Source organism: Phyllobacterium zundukense (genome assembly GCF_025452195.1).
In the GTDB taxonomy this organism is placed as follows: Bacteria; Pseudomonadota; Alphaproteobacteria; order Rhizobiales; family Rhizobiaceae; genus Phyllobacterium; species Phyllobacterium zundukense_A.
Genome location: NZ_CP104971.1, coordinates 267,658 through 284,112, shown reverse-complemented (window position 1 = coordinate 284,112; position 16,455 = coordinate 267,658). Strand labels below are relative to the sequence as shown.

Sequence of the window (16,455 nt, the reverse complement as noted above, 5' to 3'; positions counted from 1 at the left end):
TTAAAAACTCCTTGCACAATCGTGCGGGGGTTCTATCAGCCGTGCCTGAGTGCAGAATTATGCCAAAATGAAACGAAACTGAAATCGCCTGAAGACGCGCGCTATGCTCTCGGCATCAGCACGTCGACGCTCAATCCTCTGCCTGATCCCGCAGCATTCAATGCGATGGTGGCGGAGAAACGGTCAATAATATCGGCAACGATCGCCAAGCCCAGCCCCGCCCCCTCAGCATGCGGCGTATCGACCCGGTAGAAGCGTTGAAACACAGCTTCGCGATGTTGCGCCGCGATTCCAGGCCCACTATCGCTGATCGACAATAGCCAGCAATCCTGCCTGGCCGTGATCGATACTTCGATGGCACCGTCGCTCGGGGTGTACTTGATCGCGTTGTCGACGAGATTGGCGACCATCAGCCGAAGAAGCGATTCATCGGCATTGACCTGCGCGCTTTCATCGCCGTGCAGGGAGACATCGAGTTTCTTCTGATGGATGATACTGCCGAACTCAGCGATCACAGAAGCCACGGCGTTGTACAGAGATACGCTTTTCAACTGCATTGGCTGGTGGCTCACGCGCGCGGCACGGAGCAGTTGCTCGATCAGGTGCATTGCTTTTTCATTGCTGGCGACGAGGTCGCCGACGATGATTTTGCGCTCTTGCTCGCTTTCCGCGTTCGCCAGCATTTGCAGCAATAACTTCAAAGATGCTTGAGGGGTTCGCAGCTGATGGGCTGCATGGTCGGCAAAGCGCCTTTCGGCCGTCAGAGAGCGGTCAAGCTTGTCAAGAAGCTGATTGATCGATCTGCCGAGCGGGGAAAGGTCTCTCGGCAATGTATCGAGGGGAATCACCGAAAGATCGTCAGGCGAACGGCTGCGAATCTGGCGGACCAATCCATGAATTGTGCTGAGGCCGTTCTTGATACCGAACCAGATCAAAACTGCGATGAGCGGAAAGAGCACCAACAATGGAAAAGACAGGTTCAGCAGAATGTTCGAAACAAGTGTCCTGCGCAAAGCCTGTTTTTCTCCAATCTCCACAACGATTGTCGTTTGCGGAATTGGCAGCGAGTAGACCCGCCAGGCTTCACCCTTATACGTCAAATCCGTAAAGCCGGCCGGCTGCTCCGGAATGGTCTTGGGGAACGCGGTACTGGAGAACACGCGGATCTCCCCGTCTTTCCAGGCACGAAACATGTGTGCGTCCGCATAGTCGTCCGCATCTTCGTTAATTGCCAGCTGGTTGCCCATCGCCAGATCGATATCGTTGACCTGCTTGAATTTATGGATGCCCGGTTTTTGGACCTCGCGTTCCAGCAGCGTCCAAAGGACATTCGCGTCGTTGATCAACTGTGCGTCGTAGATGTTGTTGATTTCGCGCGTGGCGCTGCGGAAGGCAAACGCGCCGATGACGGCTATGGTGATCAGAATTGTTGGAGCAATTCTGAAAAACAGTTTGCGCGTCAGCGTTGATCTGATCATTGCTCGACCATGTATCCGACGCCGCGGATAGACTTGATGAAGTCGCTGCCAAGTTTCTTTCGGAGATTGTAGATGACCACTTCCGTCGTATTGCTCTCCACAGCACTTTCCGCACTGTAAAGCGCGTATTCAATGTCGCTTTTTGTAACGTACTTGCCGGCGCGTTCCATGAGGAGCTTCAGCATCTGAAACTCCTTGGCCGTCATCGCGACTTGTCCCGATGTGCTACGCACCACCATGGCGGCGGGGTCGACTTCAACATCTCCGCACCTCAGGACCACATCGGAACGTCCGTCCCGCCTCCTTATCAGTGCTCTAAGCCGTGCTAACAGCTCATCGAGATCAAAAGGCTTGACGAGATAATCGTCAGCGCCGCTGTCAAGGCCCTCAACCTTCTGTAGCGGAGTATCCCGCGCGGTCAGCAGCAAGATCGGAACCATATTCTTCTTTTGCCGCACTGCTCTCAGCACTTCGATTCCCGTGAGTTTCGGCAAGTTGACGTCGAGTACCACAACGCTGAAGTTCAAATCCTCCAGCGCAGCGAGCCCGGATTCGCCGTCCTGGATCCAATCCACTCCATAGGCATGTTTCTCAAGCGCTTTCTTTAACGACGATCCAAGGATCACGTCATCTTCGATCAGCAACAGACGCATCGTTACGGGCACCTTTCGGGGGATAGCAAGATTGCATGCGGGTGCGAGCCCAAAAGCTAAGAAACAACATCCCGGCTTTTTGCGGGCAGCACCGCAAGCGGGCTTGTCACATTAACTGTCGGTGAGCGAGTTTGGACATAGATGTGACGACATGAACATGCCTGTTATCCGCTACAAGCGCCATCGTTTTCCACCCCAGACCATCGCGCACGCGGTTTGGCTTTATTTCCGGTTTCCACTGAGTTTGCGGCTGGTCGAAGAAAGGTTGCTTGAGCGTGGCATTGTGGTTTCCTATGAGACCATCCGCCGTTGGGCATGGAAGTTCGGTCCGAAGTATGCCCGGCGTCTGCTCCGCAAGCAGCCAAGCCGCGTTGATATCTGGCACCTGGATGAAGTCGTCATCAGTATCGCTGGCAGAAAACACTGGTTGTGGCGGGCCGTCGACCAGGACGGATATGTGCTCGATGAAATCGTCCAGAACCGCCGCAACACCAAGGCAGCAAAGCTGCCGCAACACCAAGGCAGCAAAGCGATTGCTAACAAGGCTCCTGAGAAAGCAGAGGCTCGTGCCAAGTGAATGATCACCGACAAGCTCCGCTCCTATGGAGTAGCAAAGCTACGACACCGTTTTGCAGCAGCCTAAGCGCAATATCTCGCTCTAGGCACCCAGGAACTCCATTCGTAGGTGACTGGAGCTGGCACAAGATCTGCCCGAGATTGCTTCACCCTACACGCGACGAACTGAACGGATGGCCGAGATTGTACGCTTGATTGGCCACAAGATCGGCGGTCGGCCGGGTGAATACTTGTTGCATCGGCTCGGCATGCTGGTCAGTGACGACACGATCTTGCGGCAATTGAAGCGCAATAGTCCGGCGTCCCTGCAAAAAGACAATATTCGGGTTGTAGGCATTGATGATTGGAGCTGGCGGCATTCCTCGCGGTACGGCACGATCATGGTCGATCTTGAGCGTCAATCGGTCGTCGATGTTCTGGACGACCGCAGCGTTGAGAGCGCAAAAGCATGGTTGCAAGAACGTCCGACGATCGAAGTTGTTAGCCGAGATCGCTGTGGCCTGTATGCCCAGGCAGCCCGGGAGGGCGCACCGCAGGCCCGCCAGGTGGCTGACCGTTTTCATCTGGTCCAAAATCTCCGGGCGGCGATCAAGGAACAGATGAGCGTTTATGGCCACGCCCATGTTAGACCCATTCTCTCCGAAGATGCGATCGCCAGCGCTACGGCACAACATCGCCGAGCCCGCTTGCAGCACAGACAATCCCGTCAGGAAATATTTGCCACGCTTCAAGCTTTGCGCCAGCAGGGCCTCACCTACAGCGAGATTGCAAGGCGGACCGGATACGAGCGCCGCAGCATCGCGAATTGGCTCACTTCTAACGCACCTCGAGACAGAAACCGGGCAGCATTGAATCCGACATCGCCGTTGTATTTTGAAACTTTTCTGGCTGAATGCTGGAAGAATGGAAACCGCATTGGGCGCCATCTATTTCACGATATCAAGAACCGCGGCTACACGGGCAGTCGTTCCAATCTGGAGCGCCTGTTGAAGGTGTGGCGTGAAGCCGAACATCCAACCCGACGATCCGCCTCCAGATGTGCATGTTTCAGAACCTGTCCGCGATCCTGATACCGGCCATGTGATCTCGTCTGTAGTGGCCGCAGCTTTGTGCATAAAACCGCGCGACGGCCCTGATCGGCATTTCAAAGGAAGGGTTACTGACTGGCCGATCCGCCCCGTTTCTGGAACAAAGGCGGATTCTCGCTCCGGACCGCCCGCTAGTTCGTCGTGCGCGGCTTTTCCGCAAATACGCCGATTCATCCGCGATAGCCGAATGGGACCATCTCCTGGGTAAGGTGCGCAGCGGTCTTCTAAAGGAGCGTGCTCGAAAACGGAACGCTACTACGAATTGGACGTTTAGATCTTCAGGCGGGACAATTACCGGGAGAACATCATGTTCAAGATATTGGTCATCATTGGAGCGGCCACCTTGGTGACGCCCACCGTTGCGCCGCAAACTTTTGCGCAATCCATTGAGCTCGGTCCCAATGGATTGCGGCTGCGGGAGCCTGAGCGCGAGAGACCAGACCGCCGAGTTATGGAAATCGATGAGCGACAGGCTGTTCGGATCGCCCGATCCGAGGGCCTCAGAAATGTAGACGACGTCAGAAGAACAAGATCGCGATACGTCGTTGAAGGTACAGATCGAAGGGGCAATGACATCAGGGTTAGCGTTGACCGTCGGACAGGGGATGTGATTTCCGTTGACTAGCCGTTCCTACTTTGAGCGATCAAATATGGGAATGATGGCATCAGCGCGTGGTTCCTAACCCACACGCTAGGAAGGGATCCGCCGCTGGACAGGCCGAGCGGAAAGTTATCCACATCAAACTGTTCCAACTTTTTAACGGGCATATAGTGCACGGGACAAACGATGAAACTTGGAACACTTTTAGATGAACCAAGTCAGATGGAAACCTACCGAGATTGGCGGCGAGATCGGGCACCATGATTTCACAGCATTCGTGAATCGCCGTCGAGCATGGGCCGAGCAAGGGAACCTGGAACTGGTCTTGTTTCTTCGGGTCAGGGGAATTTCTCAAAGGCAGCGGCGGCAGCGCCACATCGATAGCAGGAAGCAGCAGACTACGTAAGGAAGCGCTTTGAGAGGTACAATTGCCAACCCGCAGATCAAGGTGGTGGCATGGGCTACGAGCCAGAGGAGATGCCGCTAGACGCATCCTCTGATATCCTTCGCGGCTTAAAAGCGCGATCCTGAAGCGTTCTGGCGTCGCATCGCGACCCGCTCAAATCACCGAAAGCGTCCATTTGACAATATCGCTCGTAACGCTATCAAAAGCCCTGTCAAGCGCGGCGATATAGGAGGCATTGCCCTGCCCGTTTGCTGGCCCGCCCACCGGAGATGTTGAGCGGAAGATGCGCGACGAACGTACGGTTCCATTCTTGTCGTTCAGTATCTTGACGGCGATTTCGACGACAGCGGCATTACCGCCGGAAACGTTGATATTGAAGGAACGGATATCACTGATCACCTGATAGTCGATGGCGAGGCCTTCACCAGGACGGCCGACGCCGCCAAGACGCCCGGTGCTCTCGAAAGCCTGCACGAAGCGCGATTGTACGATGTTCGGCAGACGATCGGCCCACTGCGCGCCCTTAAGAAAGGCAATCGAATTCGGACCGGAGCGGACAACGACATTTTCGCCGTCGAGCGCCTTGAGCGCGGAGGGCGCCGCAATCAGAATCTGACGCCCCTGCTTCTTTGGTGAAGACACAGATGGCGAAGCACCGGAAAGATCGAACGTATCAAGCTTTTTGGAACTGGCGCAGGCTGAAACGGACAAAGCCATCAGCAGAGCGGCAATAGTCGTTCTTGAACTCACCAATGCCCCCGTCCCCGCGAAGCGTGACAACCCGTTGACTCTCATGCGATGCGAATTGGCCAAAGTCAACGGCGTGTGCGTCCGTCGTACTCGGGAACGTTGCCACCTCCACCGAAAATCACGCGCTGCGGGTTCTTTTCAAGATCGGTAATTGCCGTTCGATGCGCTGCACCGACTGACGGCTCTCGTTGACGAGCGCGTGTACGTCGCGCAGCCCCTGTCCGGAGAATCGATTGATCATTCGCGTCGGCAGGGTTGACCGGAACTATCACTGTTGGGTGAATGACAAGTCGCCGCTGAGGGCGCTAACCGCAGACGACTTCTAGGATAGCCGGGCAAGGCCTATTTTTGCTGCTTTTCCTCGGCCTCATCCAAGCGCCGCAGCAACTCCTCGAAAGTCTCGTCGTTGGGTGGAGGTAGGTGGCCTGAACACAGCGCATCCTGGTATTCGGGCCGCCTAGGTTGCCAGTGCACGACATTCTGTCGCTTTGGCTTTTTATCGTCACTCATACCGTTCCTCGATTAAGAACCTAACAAGCACGGGCTCGACCAGATGCTGTCCGAATCCCCCGGCGTGATAATTGTCACTCACGAATCCCTGAACCCTCCGACAATCGAAGCCATAGCAAGCCATTTGGCCACACAGCCCAACTGGTCTGACTTGCCAATCTTCGTCCTTTTAGATCGATCGGCCCAGCAGTCTCGTATCCGTGCCGAACTCGACGGGCGATGGCCGAAAGCATGTGTAATCGGGCGGTCCCAGCAGGGGCGAGCTCCCACTACTATCTCGGCTTGACCGAGATGAAGGGAGATGACGATGTTTTATGCTCTTTGGACGTGTCGCTGCGCTCAGTGGCGATCTGCATTATTGACCAGGATGGGAAGGTTCGGCTCGAGCGATCCGTCCCATCCGACGTGTCGGACCTGGTTCGCTGCCTGCGCGAGTTTGGCGAACCGATCCATCAGGTTGGGCTGGAAGCTGGCACGCTCACTCAACATCTGACCTACGGACTGAAAGAAGCGGGGTTCGACGTCGTGTGTATGGAGGCTCGGCAGGTCAATGCCGCTCTTTCGGCCATGCGCAACAAGACCGACAAAAACGACGCTCGCGGCATCGCCCAACTGCTGCGATCGGGTTGGTATAGTCGGGTGCATGTGAAGAGCGTCGAAAGCCATTACATCCGTGCGCTGCTCACCAGCCGCAAGGTCATGCAGCGCAAATGCATCGACCTTGAAAACGAAATCCGCGGGCTTCTGAAGGTCTTCGGCGTCAAGCTGCCGATGCGTTTGCGGGGTGGTGCTTTCGATGCGGCCATCCGAGACACGATCGAAAGCGATCCTGCACTAAGCCATGCGCTCCTACCGATGTTGCAGGCCAGGCAGATGCTCCTGGAAACCTTACTTGAACTCGATCGACGTGTCCGACGGGCGGCGCACCAAGACTCCGTCACTACGCGGTTCATGAGTGTTCCAGGTGTCGGATACGTGACGGCCTTGAGCTTCAAGGCCGCAGTTGACGATCCCATCCGCTTTAAAAGCTCGCGCACTGTCGGCGCTCACTTCGGGCTGACGCCGCGACGCTTCCAGTCCGGCGAGAAGGACAATCCCGGCCGAATCTCCCATGCCGGCGACGCCGACGTGCGGGCGACGCTCTATGCAGCCGCCAACGCGATGCTGATGCGGTCGATTGCCTGGAGCAGCCTGAAGGCCTGGGGCGTGCGGTTGATGAAGACCAAGGGACGGCGGCGAGCCATCGTCGCTGTCGCCCGCAAGATTGCCGTGGTGCTTCATCGGATGTGGATCGACGGCACAGAGTTCCGGTTCGGATCGGAGGCATCTGCATGATTTGACAGAGCCTTCGAACTCGATCCTGGCCGGATCGTCCCACGCGGACGACGGGATGGATGAAGCCGTTAATGTCTGCTGCGCTTCGAGCGCGTCCCAAAGCGAGGCTCTCCAGACCCTGATCCCATGCATGCATGCAGCGGCTCCGAACGCAAGGGAGCCAATCGACTGCGAAGAGAAGCGTGACCCGCGTGAACGACCAGGCTGCCGGAAAATTAGAAAAGAGCTTGACCCAAATGCCCGATTAGAGAAGCCAGACATATATTTTTCCAGAGGCCAGTTGCGTCATTGGAGCTTGTGAGCGGTATCCAATCGGCCCTCCTTGTTCGGTTGCGCCAGCAGGAAGTCCGAGATTCCATTGAGCGGGAGAGGGAGCTTCGTTTTGAGTTGAACCACCGCGTCAAGAATATTCTGGCAAGCGTGACATCGATTTTTCGCATGACCCGTCGCGATGCGGATTCAATCGACGCTCTTGCCGCCGATTTCGAAGGTCGTCTAGGAGCACTGGCCAACGTCCACTCTGCCGTCTTCGAGCAAGGGGGTGATAGCGTTGCGCTGAGAGGGATAGTCGAACTCACACTGAAGCCTTATAACGCCAAAGCGACGGACAGACTTCATGTCGAAGGTCCTGATCTCATGCTCACCCGCGACGCGGGAACCACTATGGCTCTTTGCCTGCATGAACTTGTCACCAACGCCATCAAGTATGGCGCGCTGTCGACAGCGCAGGGGCGAATTAGCGTAATTTTGGAACAAGGCCATTACCTGCTATAATGGATCGGCGGCGTTGTCGAAATCCACTTGGCTGCATTGGATGTCAGGGCATAACCGGCTTTGGAGACAGAAAGAATGTTGCCGGAGCTTCCGCTCCGGCAGTGTCCGCACCGTCAAGCGGAAGCGATAGATTTTTCAATGTCCTGAATGGAATGTCCCGTCAGATCTTTGGAAATTTCGCCGATCAAAACCGCTTCGAGTTCTTTATGATAGTGCTTGCGCAATTCTCCCAGAGCTTTGGGGGCGGCAATTACCACCAGACCCGTGATTTTCCCCTTCAGCACGCGTTGATTAAGAATGTCTGCTATTCCGCCTGCGAAATTATCTTCGTCAGCTTGGCCTTGGTCGGGATTTGCAGAACTGCTTTTCCGGCCACCGCTGGCGTTGTTGCTTTCAGTATCAACATCAGCGTCAGGAAGAGCCGTCAGCTTTGGATCTGCATCATCACTGACATTCTGGAAAAGATTGAATTTCTCGCCGTCAGCTACCGCAATTGTTGCGCCTTTTGGAATCTGCATATTTGATTTTCTCCGCGTCATTCCCGCCCCATATCTTCCGATCGGGCAAACCAAGGGGGATGGCAGAATTGCCAGCCCTAGAGAGGACAACGCGGTAGGGGTCTTTTCGATGCAGTAATTTTGATCGGGCACCGCCCCGTGTAGGAAAAAGGGCGCGACCGCCAAGGCAATTAAGGGCCAGCGGGCCAAGCTAATCAGCACCGCATTCCAACCGTCCAGGCCACGCAGCGTCAACACGTGTAGGATAATACCCAGCGCAGTGGTCAGGATAATTCCAAAAAACATGCTGCCGAACGTGAAAACAAATGAAACCAGATTAACGCGCGCGAAGCTGCGGGTTTCCTTCTCGCAATAGGCAACGTTTAAGGCTTCGAATATGGCCTTGATGCCGTTGTTCGCACTCCACAGTGCCGCTGATCCGATCCCTTGAGGCTCTTGCAGCGCAGGATACGAAAGTTCTTAGTCTCGGGTTCTTCATGCCTTTCGCCAGCCGCAGCGCCGACCGCATCCTGCTAAGTCTTATGAACCTGGGGCACGATCAGATTTAAGAGCTGCAACGAGAGTCTGCAGCGCTACGGCCCTATGCTACTCTGCCAGTCTCTCCCACAACCGCGCGACTAGACTGCGACGTCCGCTGCCGGCCGCCTTACGAATGTAGTGAGCAGCCGTTGCGGCACTGACCGTCGCACCGAAATGACAATAGCAAAGTGCCCGGTGCAGTTGATAGTCGGTCAGTTCAAAGAACCGTTTCGCCTCGCCGTAACTATCTCCTTGCAACCCGGCCGCACGCAGCACCGGATCTCCGAAAGCTGCCGAGATCGGCGATCCGTCGATGCGCATGGCGTCGCGTTCCTTGGCCAGTCGATTTTCTGTCTGGTGCAGCGTCGCGAGACGCCGACTAGGGTTGAGTTCGAGAAGTTCGGCCCAACGTTCAATGCGTTGATTGCGGGACATCGGTTGGGGCTGTTGCTCCCATTCGACGTCGGCGACTGTTTGCAACTGTTCGAGTGCAACGTGTTTCATTTTCGCCTCCTTTGAATGTGTGACATCAACCTTTGGCGGGTTAAATTGTTCCTGACCTGTACCGTCGGAGACGGAGTGGCGACGGGATGGTTCACCTGCAGGCGTCACCATGGTGTGGCCCCAACGCCCTGAGAGAAAGAGGACGGCACCCACGGCGGAATTTTCAAGCCGACAGGAAGAGGAAGCCTGCGAATTCAGGATAGGTCCCGCTCATCCGGTATGCAGCAGACCGGGGCAAATAAGGCGTTCGCCAAACGCCCGGCGGAACCTTATGCCAAGCCATCTGTTAATTCCGCAGCAAACGTTGCTCGATGGCTACGAACCATGGAGGTTCCCATGGAACGCATTGCACTCGCCCTTGGATCACTCGCACTTCTGTCTGTGGCTCAAGCGCAGGAGACGCCGAAGCCGGGGACCGACGCCGGAACGCCGGCGGTGGCGACGCCCGGATACGACCAACCCCGCTGCACCTGTTCCGGGCGCAAACAGCTTCACGGAAGGGCAGGCAAAGGACCGCATCGAAAGTAAGGGCTATTCCGAAGTTACCGCGCTGACAAAAGGGGCTGACGGTATTTGGAATGCCTCGGCCAAGAAAGACGGCAAGGCCGTTGCAGTGCAACTCGACTACCAGGGCAACATTAGCGAACCCGCCAAATAAGCTCAAACAAGGGAGATCCAAAATGCAAACGGTAACAGCACTTTATGACAACTATGACGACGCCCGGGCGGTGGTGAGTGAACTTGAAGATGCGGGCATAGATTCATCCGACATCACCATCGTCGGGCGCGGTGCGGTAAAAGAAACACACGCTGGGGAAGGGGCAGCTGCCGGCGCTGGGGTAGGAGCTGTCGTTGGCGGAGCGGGCGGTCTTTTGGCGGGACTCGGCATGCTCGCGATCCCGGGCGTCGGGCCGGTGGTTGCGGCAGGCTGGCTCGCAGCAACCGCCGCCGGCGCTGCGGCGGGGGCGGTGGCGGGCGGTGCCGCAGGCGGAATCATCGGTTCGCTTACTGATGCAGGTGTCGATGAGGACGAGGCTCACGTCTACGCGGAAGGCATACGACGCGGAAGCACGTTGGTGTCGGTCAGAGTGGAGGTTGATCAAGCTGTCACGGCCCAATCAATCATCCGCGACAGCTCGCCCGTTGATATCGATGCCCGACGCGCCGTCTATCGGGACGACGGCTGGAGCCGCTTTGATGAAGCGAGCCCTGCGCTCACCGACGAAGAAGTTGCACGTGAACGCGAGCGCCTGCGCAATTACCGCCAGCAAATGCCATAATTCTTGTTGACCCACACACAGCCGGGTTCGATGGGCTCGGCTGTCTGTCTTGGAGAACTTGGACGAGGGAGGTTGGTTGGTTGCAAACGTATCGCCTGCATTCTCGATGCGGTCGTTGCTTCGGCCGCACCGCGAATTGTCCGACACTGCGTTGCTATCGCCGAAACGCCAACGCGAGTTGGCTTTACGATATGAAGGCGGCCCAGCGGATGAATTCCGCACGACCACCGAGGCGTCAAGAAAGTCGTCAACTGGGAAAGGGCGTGGTGACTGCGCCCGGCCAGACGCACTCGGAATAAAAAAGCCAAAGTCGCGGTAGCCGAAAACTCTCAATCCTGCTTCATTGCATCTGGGTAGATGGAACGACCGCATAAATCCTGCCAGTTTGCAAGCCCGCCTAGCGGAACCTCTGATATCCCCGCCCCGAACATCATCATGAGGCAAAGACCTCGAAAAGGACCATGACCGCGGCAAGGATGTTTACGAAAGGCCTAAACACAGGCAGTCGGCATCTGACTCTATTCGGCCGCACCGCGAAGCAGAATCTTCTCGCTGTCGGCCTTATATGCCTCTGCCGAATAGGCCGGGTGCTTCTCAAGCTCGTCCTTGGTAAACGGCGTAAAAACGGAAATTTTTCCATTGTCATCGGCGAGCAGATCGAGGTTTTCAATCGAGATTGCGATCGGCTTTTTGCCTAGTCCAAGAAAGCCACCAACGTCCACGACAAAAGCGTCGACCTGCCCGTCACCTGCCATCAATGTATCTGCCACGCTGCCAAGCTGCTTGTCATCGGGGCCATAGACCGCTGAACCTATCAACTTTTCGGAGCTTATCGACGCAGTCGGAACAGCCTTGAGCGCTCTTCTGATGTCCGAAGCTGATTTGTTAACCGCGCCCTCCGGTTTCGTATTCGTTGCGACTCCCGTAGCCTGTCCCTTGGCGGGATTGGACGCCCCTTCTGTCAGCAAACTTTTGCGATCGAACGTGGGAGCGCCGCTGAGTTCCTCTTTGCTGCTCGCAACAACCAGCCAGCGCTTGTTGTCCTCGCGTGTTACCCATGCCAATTGATCGAGACTTACGGCAATATCCTTCTGGCCGACGCCAAGGAAGCCGCCGACGCCAATAAGCGCCGCCACCGCATTTCCGTCTGGGCTGAGGACAATATCGGTCACTTCGCCGATCATGGCAGCGTCGTCTGCCGGACCATTATAAACTGTTTGTCCGACTAGGCCCGATGTGAGGACGAGCCCTTTGGAAGCGACGAGATAGCGATCGTGATCTCGTGCCGCCACCGATGGATGACCAAAAACGTCTTGAGACGTCCTTCCGTCTTGTGCGAATGCCCCTGTTGTCATCAATGTTATGAGAAAAGTCGTCGTGAATAAGGTTTTCAAAATTGATTGCTCCTGAAAGGCGGCACAATGCGTGCAGCCAAGCACAAACGCAGAGACTAGCTCTCTGTTCCACGTTGGCTGTGAAAATACGGCGAGCGGTCAGGTTCAATGGAACAAAATGCGCCGTCTGTGTTCAGCGTTGGAGAAATTGGATGGAAGCTGCTGAGCCTACTCAAACGTTAGGCTTTGCCCGTCGAGGATCTGGGGTTGCGGCGACCCGGGCGCTCTCACGCACGGTTTGGTTAGAAAATGATAGCGAACGCCATCATCGATTCAATTCTCCGCAGCGGGTTCGGCCCGCACTTGCCATCGTGGCATTGATGACCAGCCAGTTTTCACCATTGTCCTTCTTGGCGAGGTTCAGCTTGTTAAACCCAATTGCAAACGTCCTTTCCACCTATGCCGAGGAAACCGCCAACGCCGATCACGGCAGCTTCGATCCTGCCGTTGGCGTCGATGACGATAGCGTTCAATTTACCGATGAGCAACACCGGGCACTGTGCAAACGCAACAGACTCCGCCGTTACAGCGAAAGCCTGTTGCGTCGATTGTTGGGCTTGAGTGCAACGATCAGGCGATCCGCTTATTTGTCGCGGCCGTGTCCTTTGCCTCCATGATTGCCGCTTCCGTTATTGGCCCCGTCGGCATCGCTGCCATCCCCATTGTTGCTGCTACCGGGATTGGAACTGTCATTTCCGTCAGGGTCATTGCCGTGACCGTTGTTTCCATGGCCGCCTCCGTTGTGGTTGCCCTTGCCATGATTACCTCTGGCGTGATCGCCCTTGCCGTGATTGTCGCCATGGTGCCCGCCACCTTTATGACCTCCATCACCGGGTCCGTAATTGCCTGGATCGCCACCGCCAGGGTTACCACCGCCGCCCGGGTTGCCGCCAGTGTCACCACCGCCGCCGGGGGTGCCCCCAGTACCACCGCCAGTGCCACCGCCGCCACCAGGGTCACCGCCCGGGTTGCCGCCTGTGTTACCAGAGCCGCTGGGGGTGCCCCCGGCGTTGCTACCAGCGGTGCTGCTACCCGCATTTCCGTTGCTGGAACGGCCACTGCTGCGACCAGGGCGATCACTGCCGCCTTCGTGATCGATATTGGACGCCGCACTGATCGCGGCCGTTGTTCGCGGTGGGCACATTTGAAGCTGTTTCCGCGTGAGCACGAACCTTCTGTTCAACGCATAGCAGCATAGTGCCGTGTTATCTTCAGTCAGCTGCCGGCATTGCGCCGCACTGGCAAACAATGCACGTTTGGTTTGAGCGTGTGCTGGCTCGATTTGGATGGCCGTTGAAACCAAGCCCAAGGTAGAAACCGCCAATATGGCGAATAAACCATTGCGCCTTCCCCAATTCATTGTGCTTGTTATTTTACACATGACACATTTCCTCACGAGTTTGCTTCGTTGCGCAACTCACCATACTCGGAAAATGTTTTGTGTTTTCACTTAGCCATTGATGGCTTTATTGCTTGTAACTTACATACCAACAATTCTATGATTTTAATACATAACAATTCTGCTTAGACTTGAACCTAATATCGATTAACCATTCAAGCTATACCGAATGAACTATGACATGCGTGGGTAAACCTGATTGTGCCAACGCTGGCTGCCTTCCGACTCCCGTCGAAAATTACCGCATCTCATGCAGCCACAGCGCGTTCAGAGCGCGTTACGGGGTGCAAACCCGGGGAAATTGTGAGCTTGCGCAACAAAGCGAAAGTGGGCCCCTGCACTGTGGACCTGGAATATGCCGAGTCCCCACGCCGGGACCTTGGTGCCCGACAAGCAACCCTCCTCCACTCGCTAGAACCTGTCAAACGGAATTCCTCGCTGGACCGGAAGGTGGAAACCCGCGTCTCCCAACCACGGTTTGCGTTTAGCCCGGTAGTTAGCGCGCAAACGAAAGTCAGTGATTCCGCCACCCATCCTGGGAACGAACGCGGCGATCCGCGGGTTCTGGTCCATGAAAAATATTCAATTTGAGCGGGTCGTCATAGCCCAGGCCGGACAGCGCCGAAATGTCACCTCGGTCATGGAAGCTGCGGTGCTGTTGTTTCAGGTTTGGCCGAAGGACCGCGGTAAAGCGTATTTCGCCGCGCGGCGAGCTTGCATCGAGGCGATGGAAGGTAAGGCGACTGCTGATGACGCACGCGCTGCCTTCATTGCTGCGGCGCGAGAAGTTCACATGCTAATTGAGGCTCAGGCACGATAAAACTGCCGATCGGAGATGATGCAGCTGAAAGCGGTATGGTCGGCGTTTTTACCTTCCTGTCCCGCCTAACGACGGTAGTGAGATTCGACCGGTGATTGCCCCAGGTGTCCAATCCGAAACCGAAAACTGCTGCAATCTTAGCATTCAGATGAACAGGCACAGTCATTGCTTTTTGATCATCCCGGAATTCAGTCGACGTGCCCAATGATCAAAACTGCTGGTCAGCAGCAGCATAGCATTTTGAATTTCGAGTTCGCGGAGTTCCTTATCAACAATTTGCGACGCCACACATTTTGCCTTTAGTTTCCCCTGAATTTGCTTCAGTTTTTCATCAAACCTTTCGGATCGCCTTGTTTGGTCCGGCGCCAGCAGAGTGCGAGCCCTGACGCTGGCCATCCGGCGCTTTAGGTTCTTTTCAAACCGGTCAACCTTGTCAGCTAGTTCACCCAGGGTTGTATCTTGCATTCTTGTTATCTCCTCCGTGACGTCTGAATTTTCAAATCGAGCGAAATCCGTTCGATGGGCAGGTAAATCCATTGCAAGGACAACCCGTTGTCGACCGATAAGGTTCCTGAGGACGGCCGATCACAAATTGTCGCGGATGCCGGCCAATCGCTCGACTTCGTCGATTGAATCTCGCCCCGCCCCACCGGCGGCTGCTCGAATAAGTCATGGGCACCTTCCTCCGTTGCTTGTTCGGCAACCATCGTTGACGGCGATGGTCAGAGGGTCAGACCAAGCGGCGGCAGATCATCGGCATCAGTCCCTCGGCAGTGGCGCGGTTGGTGTGTTCACCTCGTGCACGGCCAGCTCTTGGGCTGCAGGTGTTTCGGTGGCGTTTCGGTGCTATCAATACTTCCTGCTACCCCAATGAGGCACCTGAAGATGCCGTCTGTTTCACGTGCACTTTTAGAATGCGTCGCATATCAGACCCACCAAAACATGGACCCACCTGAGCTCAATCAACGCGTGAGCTGACTTGACCGAAACCCCAGGGCTGGCCTGCCGTTATCATAGAAAACGGTTAAACATCGCATCTTCCCGAACGGACATGGTCGGAACAAATACTCCCTTCAATTGGTTTCATTGTGCGTCGGGAGCATAACCTCTTCGATAGGGGCCCGGCGTACGGCACCCCCTCAGACTGCGCTGGGCCTCGCCTTTTCCGTTGAAGCCACATTTTCTCAATGCAGTGGATGGGACTTTCGGCAAATGCGTTGTGCGCGCAGAAGCCCTTATACGGAACCTGTTGAGATGGCAGGCGGAGGTGACGTCTGGACTGACGGGCCTCGGTGGCGCCTTGGTCTTCCCCGGCACCCTCGCGCTGATCAACACAACGTTCGCTGAGGGACGGGACCGCAACCGCGCCCTTGGCATCTGGGGCGGTTGCGGCGCGGCCGGGCTCGTAATCGGTGTCTTGCTCGGTGGCGTGCTCACCCGCTTCCTCGGCTGGGAAGCGGTGTTCTTCGTCAATGTTCCGCTCGCGGGTGCGGCGCTCATCGGGGCATTCGTGCTGATCGAGGCCGACCAGGCCCGGGATAAGGACCGCAGGTTCGATCTGCCGGGTGCGCTGACCGCCACCGGTGGAATCACCTTGCTCGTCTTCGCCCTCGTGCGGGGCCCGGACGTTGGTTGGACCTCACCATGGATCCTCGCGGCCGCAGTCGCGGGGCTTGTGCTGCTGGGCGCCTTCGCCGTCATCGAGCTCCGCAGCCGTGATCCGCTGGTGCCACCCCACCTGCTGGCCAACCGCGTCCTAATCAGGGCCGTGATGATCGCTTTCATGTTCATGGCGACGTTCGGCTCCCTGCTTTACTTTCTGTCCCTCTACTTCCAGGAGGTCTTGGGCT

The 16,455-nt window shown here is 56.3% G+C and carries 12 protein-coding genes and 6 pseudogenes; 8 read left to right on the top strand and 10 right to left on the bottom strand.

Translation table 11 applies throughout. From position 1 onward, the window contains the following. Positions 1-101: 101 nt before the first annotated feature. On the bottom strand, positions 102-1,478 hold the full coding sequence (locus N8E88_RS05905) for an ATP-binding protein (protein ID WP_262291568.1): 1,377 nt from the start codon (positions 1,476-1,478) through the stop codon (positions 102-104). After that, on the bottom strand, positions 1,475-2,131 hold the full coding sequence (locus tag N8E88_RS05900; RefSeq protein WP_262291567.1) for a response regulator transcription factor: 657 nt from the start codon (positions 2,129-2,131) through the stop codon (positions 1,475-1,477). Before N8E88_RS05900 ends, N8E88_RS05905 begins: the two co-directional genes overlap by 4 nt. A 151-nt stretch (positions 2,132-2,282) precedes the next feature. On the opposite strand from N8E88_RS05900, the pseudogene N8E88_RS05895 reads away from it, so the two are divergent. Beyond that, a pseudogene (locus N8E88_RS05895) lies at positions 2,283-2,747 on the top strand (IS6 family transposase); the annotation flags it as partial. A gap of 91 nt (positions 2,748-2,838) precedes the next feature. Then, positions 2,839-3,916, top strand: a pseudogene (locus tag N8E88_RS05890) (transposase); the annotation flags it as partial. Between the two features lie 1,039 nt (positions 3,917-4,955). Here N8E88_RS05890 and N8E88_RS05885 read toward each other — a convergent pair. Both N8E88_RS05885 and N8E88_RS05880 read right to left on the bottom strand, forming a co-directional pair. After that, the gene (locus N8E88_RS05885) at positions 4,956-5,519 is read right to left on the bottom strand and encodes an ABC-type transport auxiliary lipoprotein family protein (RefSeq protein ID WP_410010554.1); all 564 of its coding nucleotides are present in this window, start codon (positions 5,517-5,519) and stop codon (positions 4,956-4,958) included. Between the two features lie 98 nt (positions 5,520-5,617). Continuing rightward, positions 5,618-5,790 (bottom strand): annotated as a pseudogene (locus N8E88_RS05880) (MCE family protein); the annotation flags it as partial. A 503-nt stretch (positions 5,791-6,293) separates the two neighbouring features. Between N8E88_RS05880 and N8E88_RS05875 the strand changes: the two are divergent. Both N8E88_RS05875 and N8E88_RS05870 read left to right on the top strand, forming a co-directional pair. Next, positions 6,294-7,397, top strand: coding sequence for an IS110 family RNA-guided transposase (locus N8E88_RS05875; RefSeq protein ID WP_410010549.1), 1,104 nt, complete (start codon positions 6,294-6,296; stop codon positions 7,395-7,397). A 252-nt stretch (positions 7,398-7,649) separates the two neighbouring features. Further along, positions 7,650-8,141 (top strand): annotated as a pseudogene (locus N8E88_RS05870) (sensor histidine kinase); the annotation flags it as partial. A gap of 143 nt (positions 8,142-8,284) precedes the next feature. On the opposite strand, the gene N8E88_RS31495 reads toward N8E88_RS05870, so the two are convergent. Together N8E88_RS31495 and N8E88_RS05855 are read right to left on the bottom strand one after the other, a co-directional pair. Further along, positions 8,285-9,097, bottom strand: a complete 813-nt coding sequence (locus N8E88_RS31495; protein WP_315975215.1) for a baeRF12 domain-containing protein — start codon at positions 9,095-9,097, stop codon at positions 8,285-8,287. A gap of 177 nt (positions 9,098-9,274) precedes the next feature. Further along, positions 9,275-9,712: a hypothetical protein gene (locus tag N8E88_RS05855; protein WP_262291565.1), complete on the bottom strand. Its 438-nt coding sequence runs from the start codon at positions 9,710-9,712 to the stop codon at positions 9,275-9,277. A gap of 336 nt (positions 9,713-10,048) precedes the next feature. On the opposite strand from N8E88_RS05855, the pseudogene N8E88_RS05850 reads away from it, so the two are divergent. Beyond that, positions 10,049-10,370, top strand: a pseudogene (locus N8E88_RS05850) (PepSY domain-containing protein). A 22-nt stretch (positions 10,371-10,392) separates the two neighbouring features. Further along, positions 10,393-10,992, top strand: coding sequence for a general stress protein (locus N8E88_RS05845; protein WP_262291564.1), 600 nt, complete (start codon positions 10,393-10,395; stop codon positions 10,990-10,992). A 518-nt stretch (positions 10,993-11,510) separates the two neighbouring features. Here N8E88_RS05845 and N8E88_RS05840 read toward each other — a convergent pair. The 3 genes from N8E88_RS05840 to N8E88_RS05830 form a co-directional block, all read right to left on the bottom strand. After that, on the bottom strand, positions 11,511-12,386 hold the full coding sequence (locus tag N8E88_RS05840; protein ID WP_262291563.1) for a PRC-barrel domain-containing protein: 876 nt from the start codon (positions 12,384-12,386) through the stop codon (positions 11,511-11,513). Positions 12,387-12,754: 368 nt separating this feature from the next. Further along, positions 12,755-12,877: a PRC-barrel domain-containing protein gene (locus N8E88_RS31730; RefSeq protein ID WP_410010548.1), complete on the bottom strand. Its 123-nt coding sequence runs from the start codon at positions 12,875-12,877 to the stop codon at positions 12,755-12,757. A 79-nt stretch (positions 12,878-12,956) separates the two neighbouring features. Continuing rightward, positions 12,957-13,466, bottom strand: coding sequence for a hypothetical protein (locus tag N8E88_RS05830; protein WP_262291561.1), 510 nt, complete (start codon positions 13,464-13,466; stop codon positions 12,957-12,959). Positions 13,467-14,356: 890 nt separating this feature from the next. Between N8E88_RS05830 and N8E88_RS05825 the strand changes: the two genes are divergently transcribed. Further along, entirely contained in the window at positions 14,357-14,605 is a 249-nt protein-coding gene (locus N8E88_RS05825; RefSeq protein WP_262291560.1) for a DUF982 domain-containing protein, read from the top strand. 162 nt (positions 14,606-14,767) lie between these two features. On the opposite strand, the gene N8E88_RS05820 is transcribed toward N8E88_RS05825, so the two are convergent. Beyond that, positions 14,768-15,070, bottom strand: coding sequence for a hypothetical protein (locus tag N8E88_RS05820; protein ID WP_262291559.1), 303 nt, complete (start codon positions 15,068-15,070; stop codon positions 14,768-14,770). A gap of 727 nt (positions 15,071-15,797) precedes the next feature. Between N8E88_RS05820 and N8E88_RS05815 the strand changes: the two are divergent. Then, positions 15,798-16,400 (top strand): annotated as a pseudogene (locus N8E88_RS05815) (MFS transporter); the annotation flags it as partial. Between the last annotated feature and the right edge of the window lie 55 nt (positions 16,401-16,455).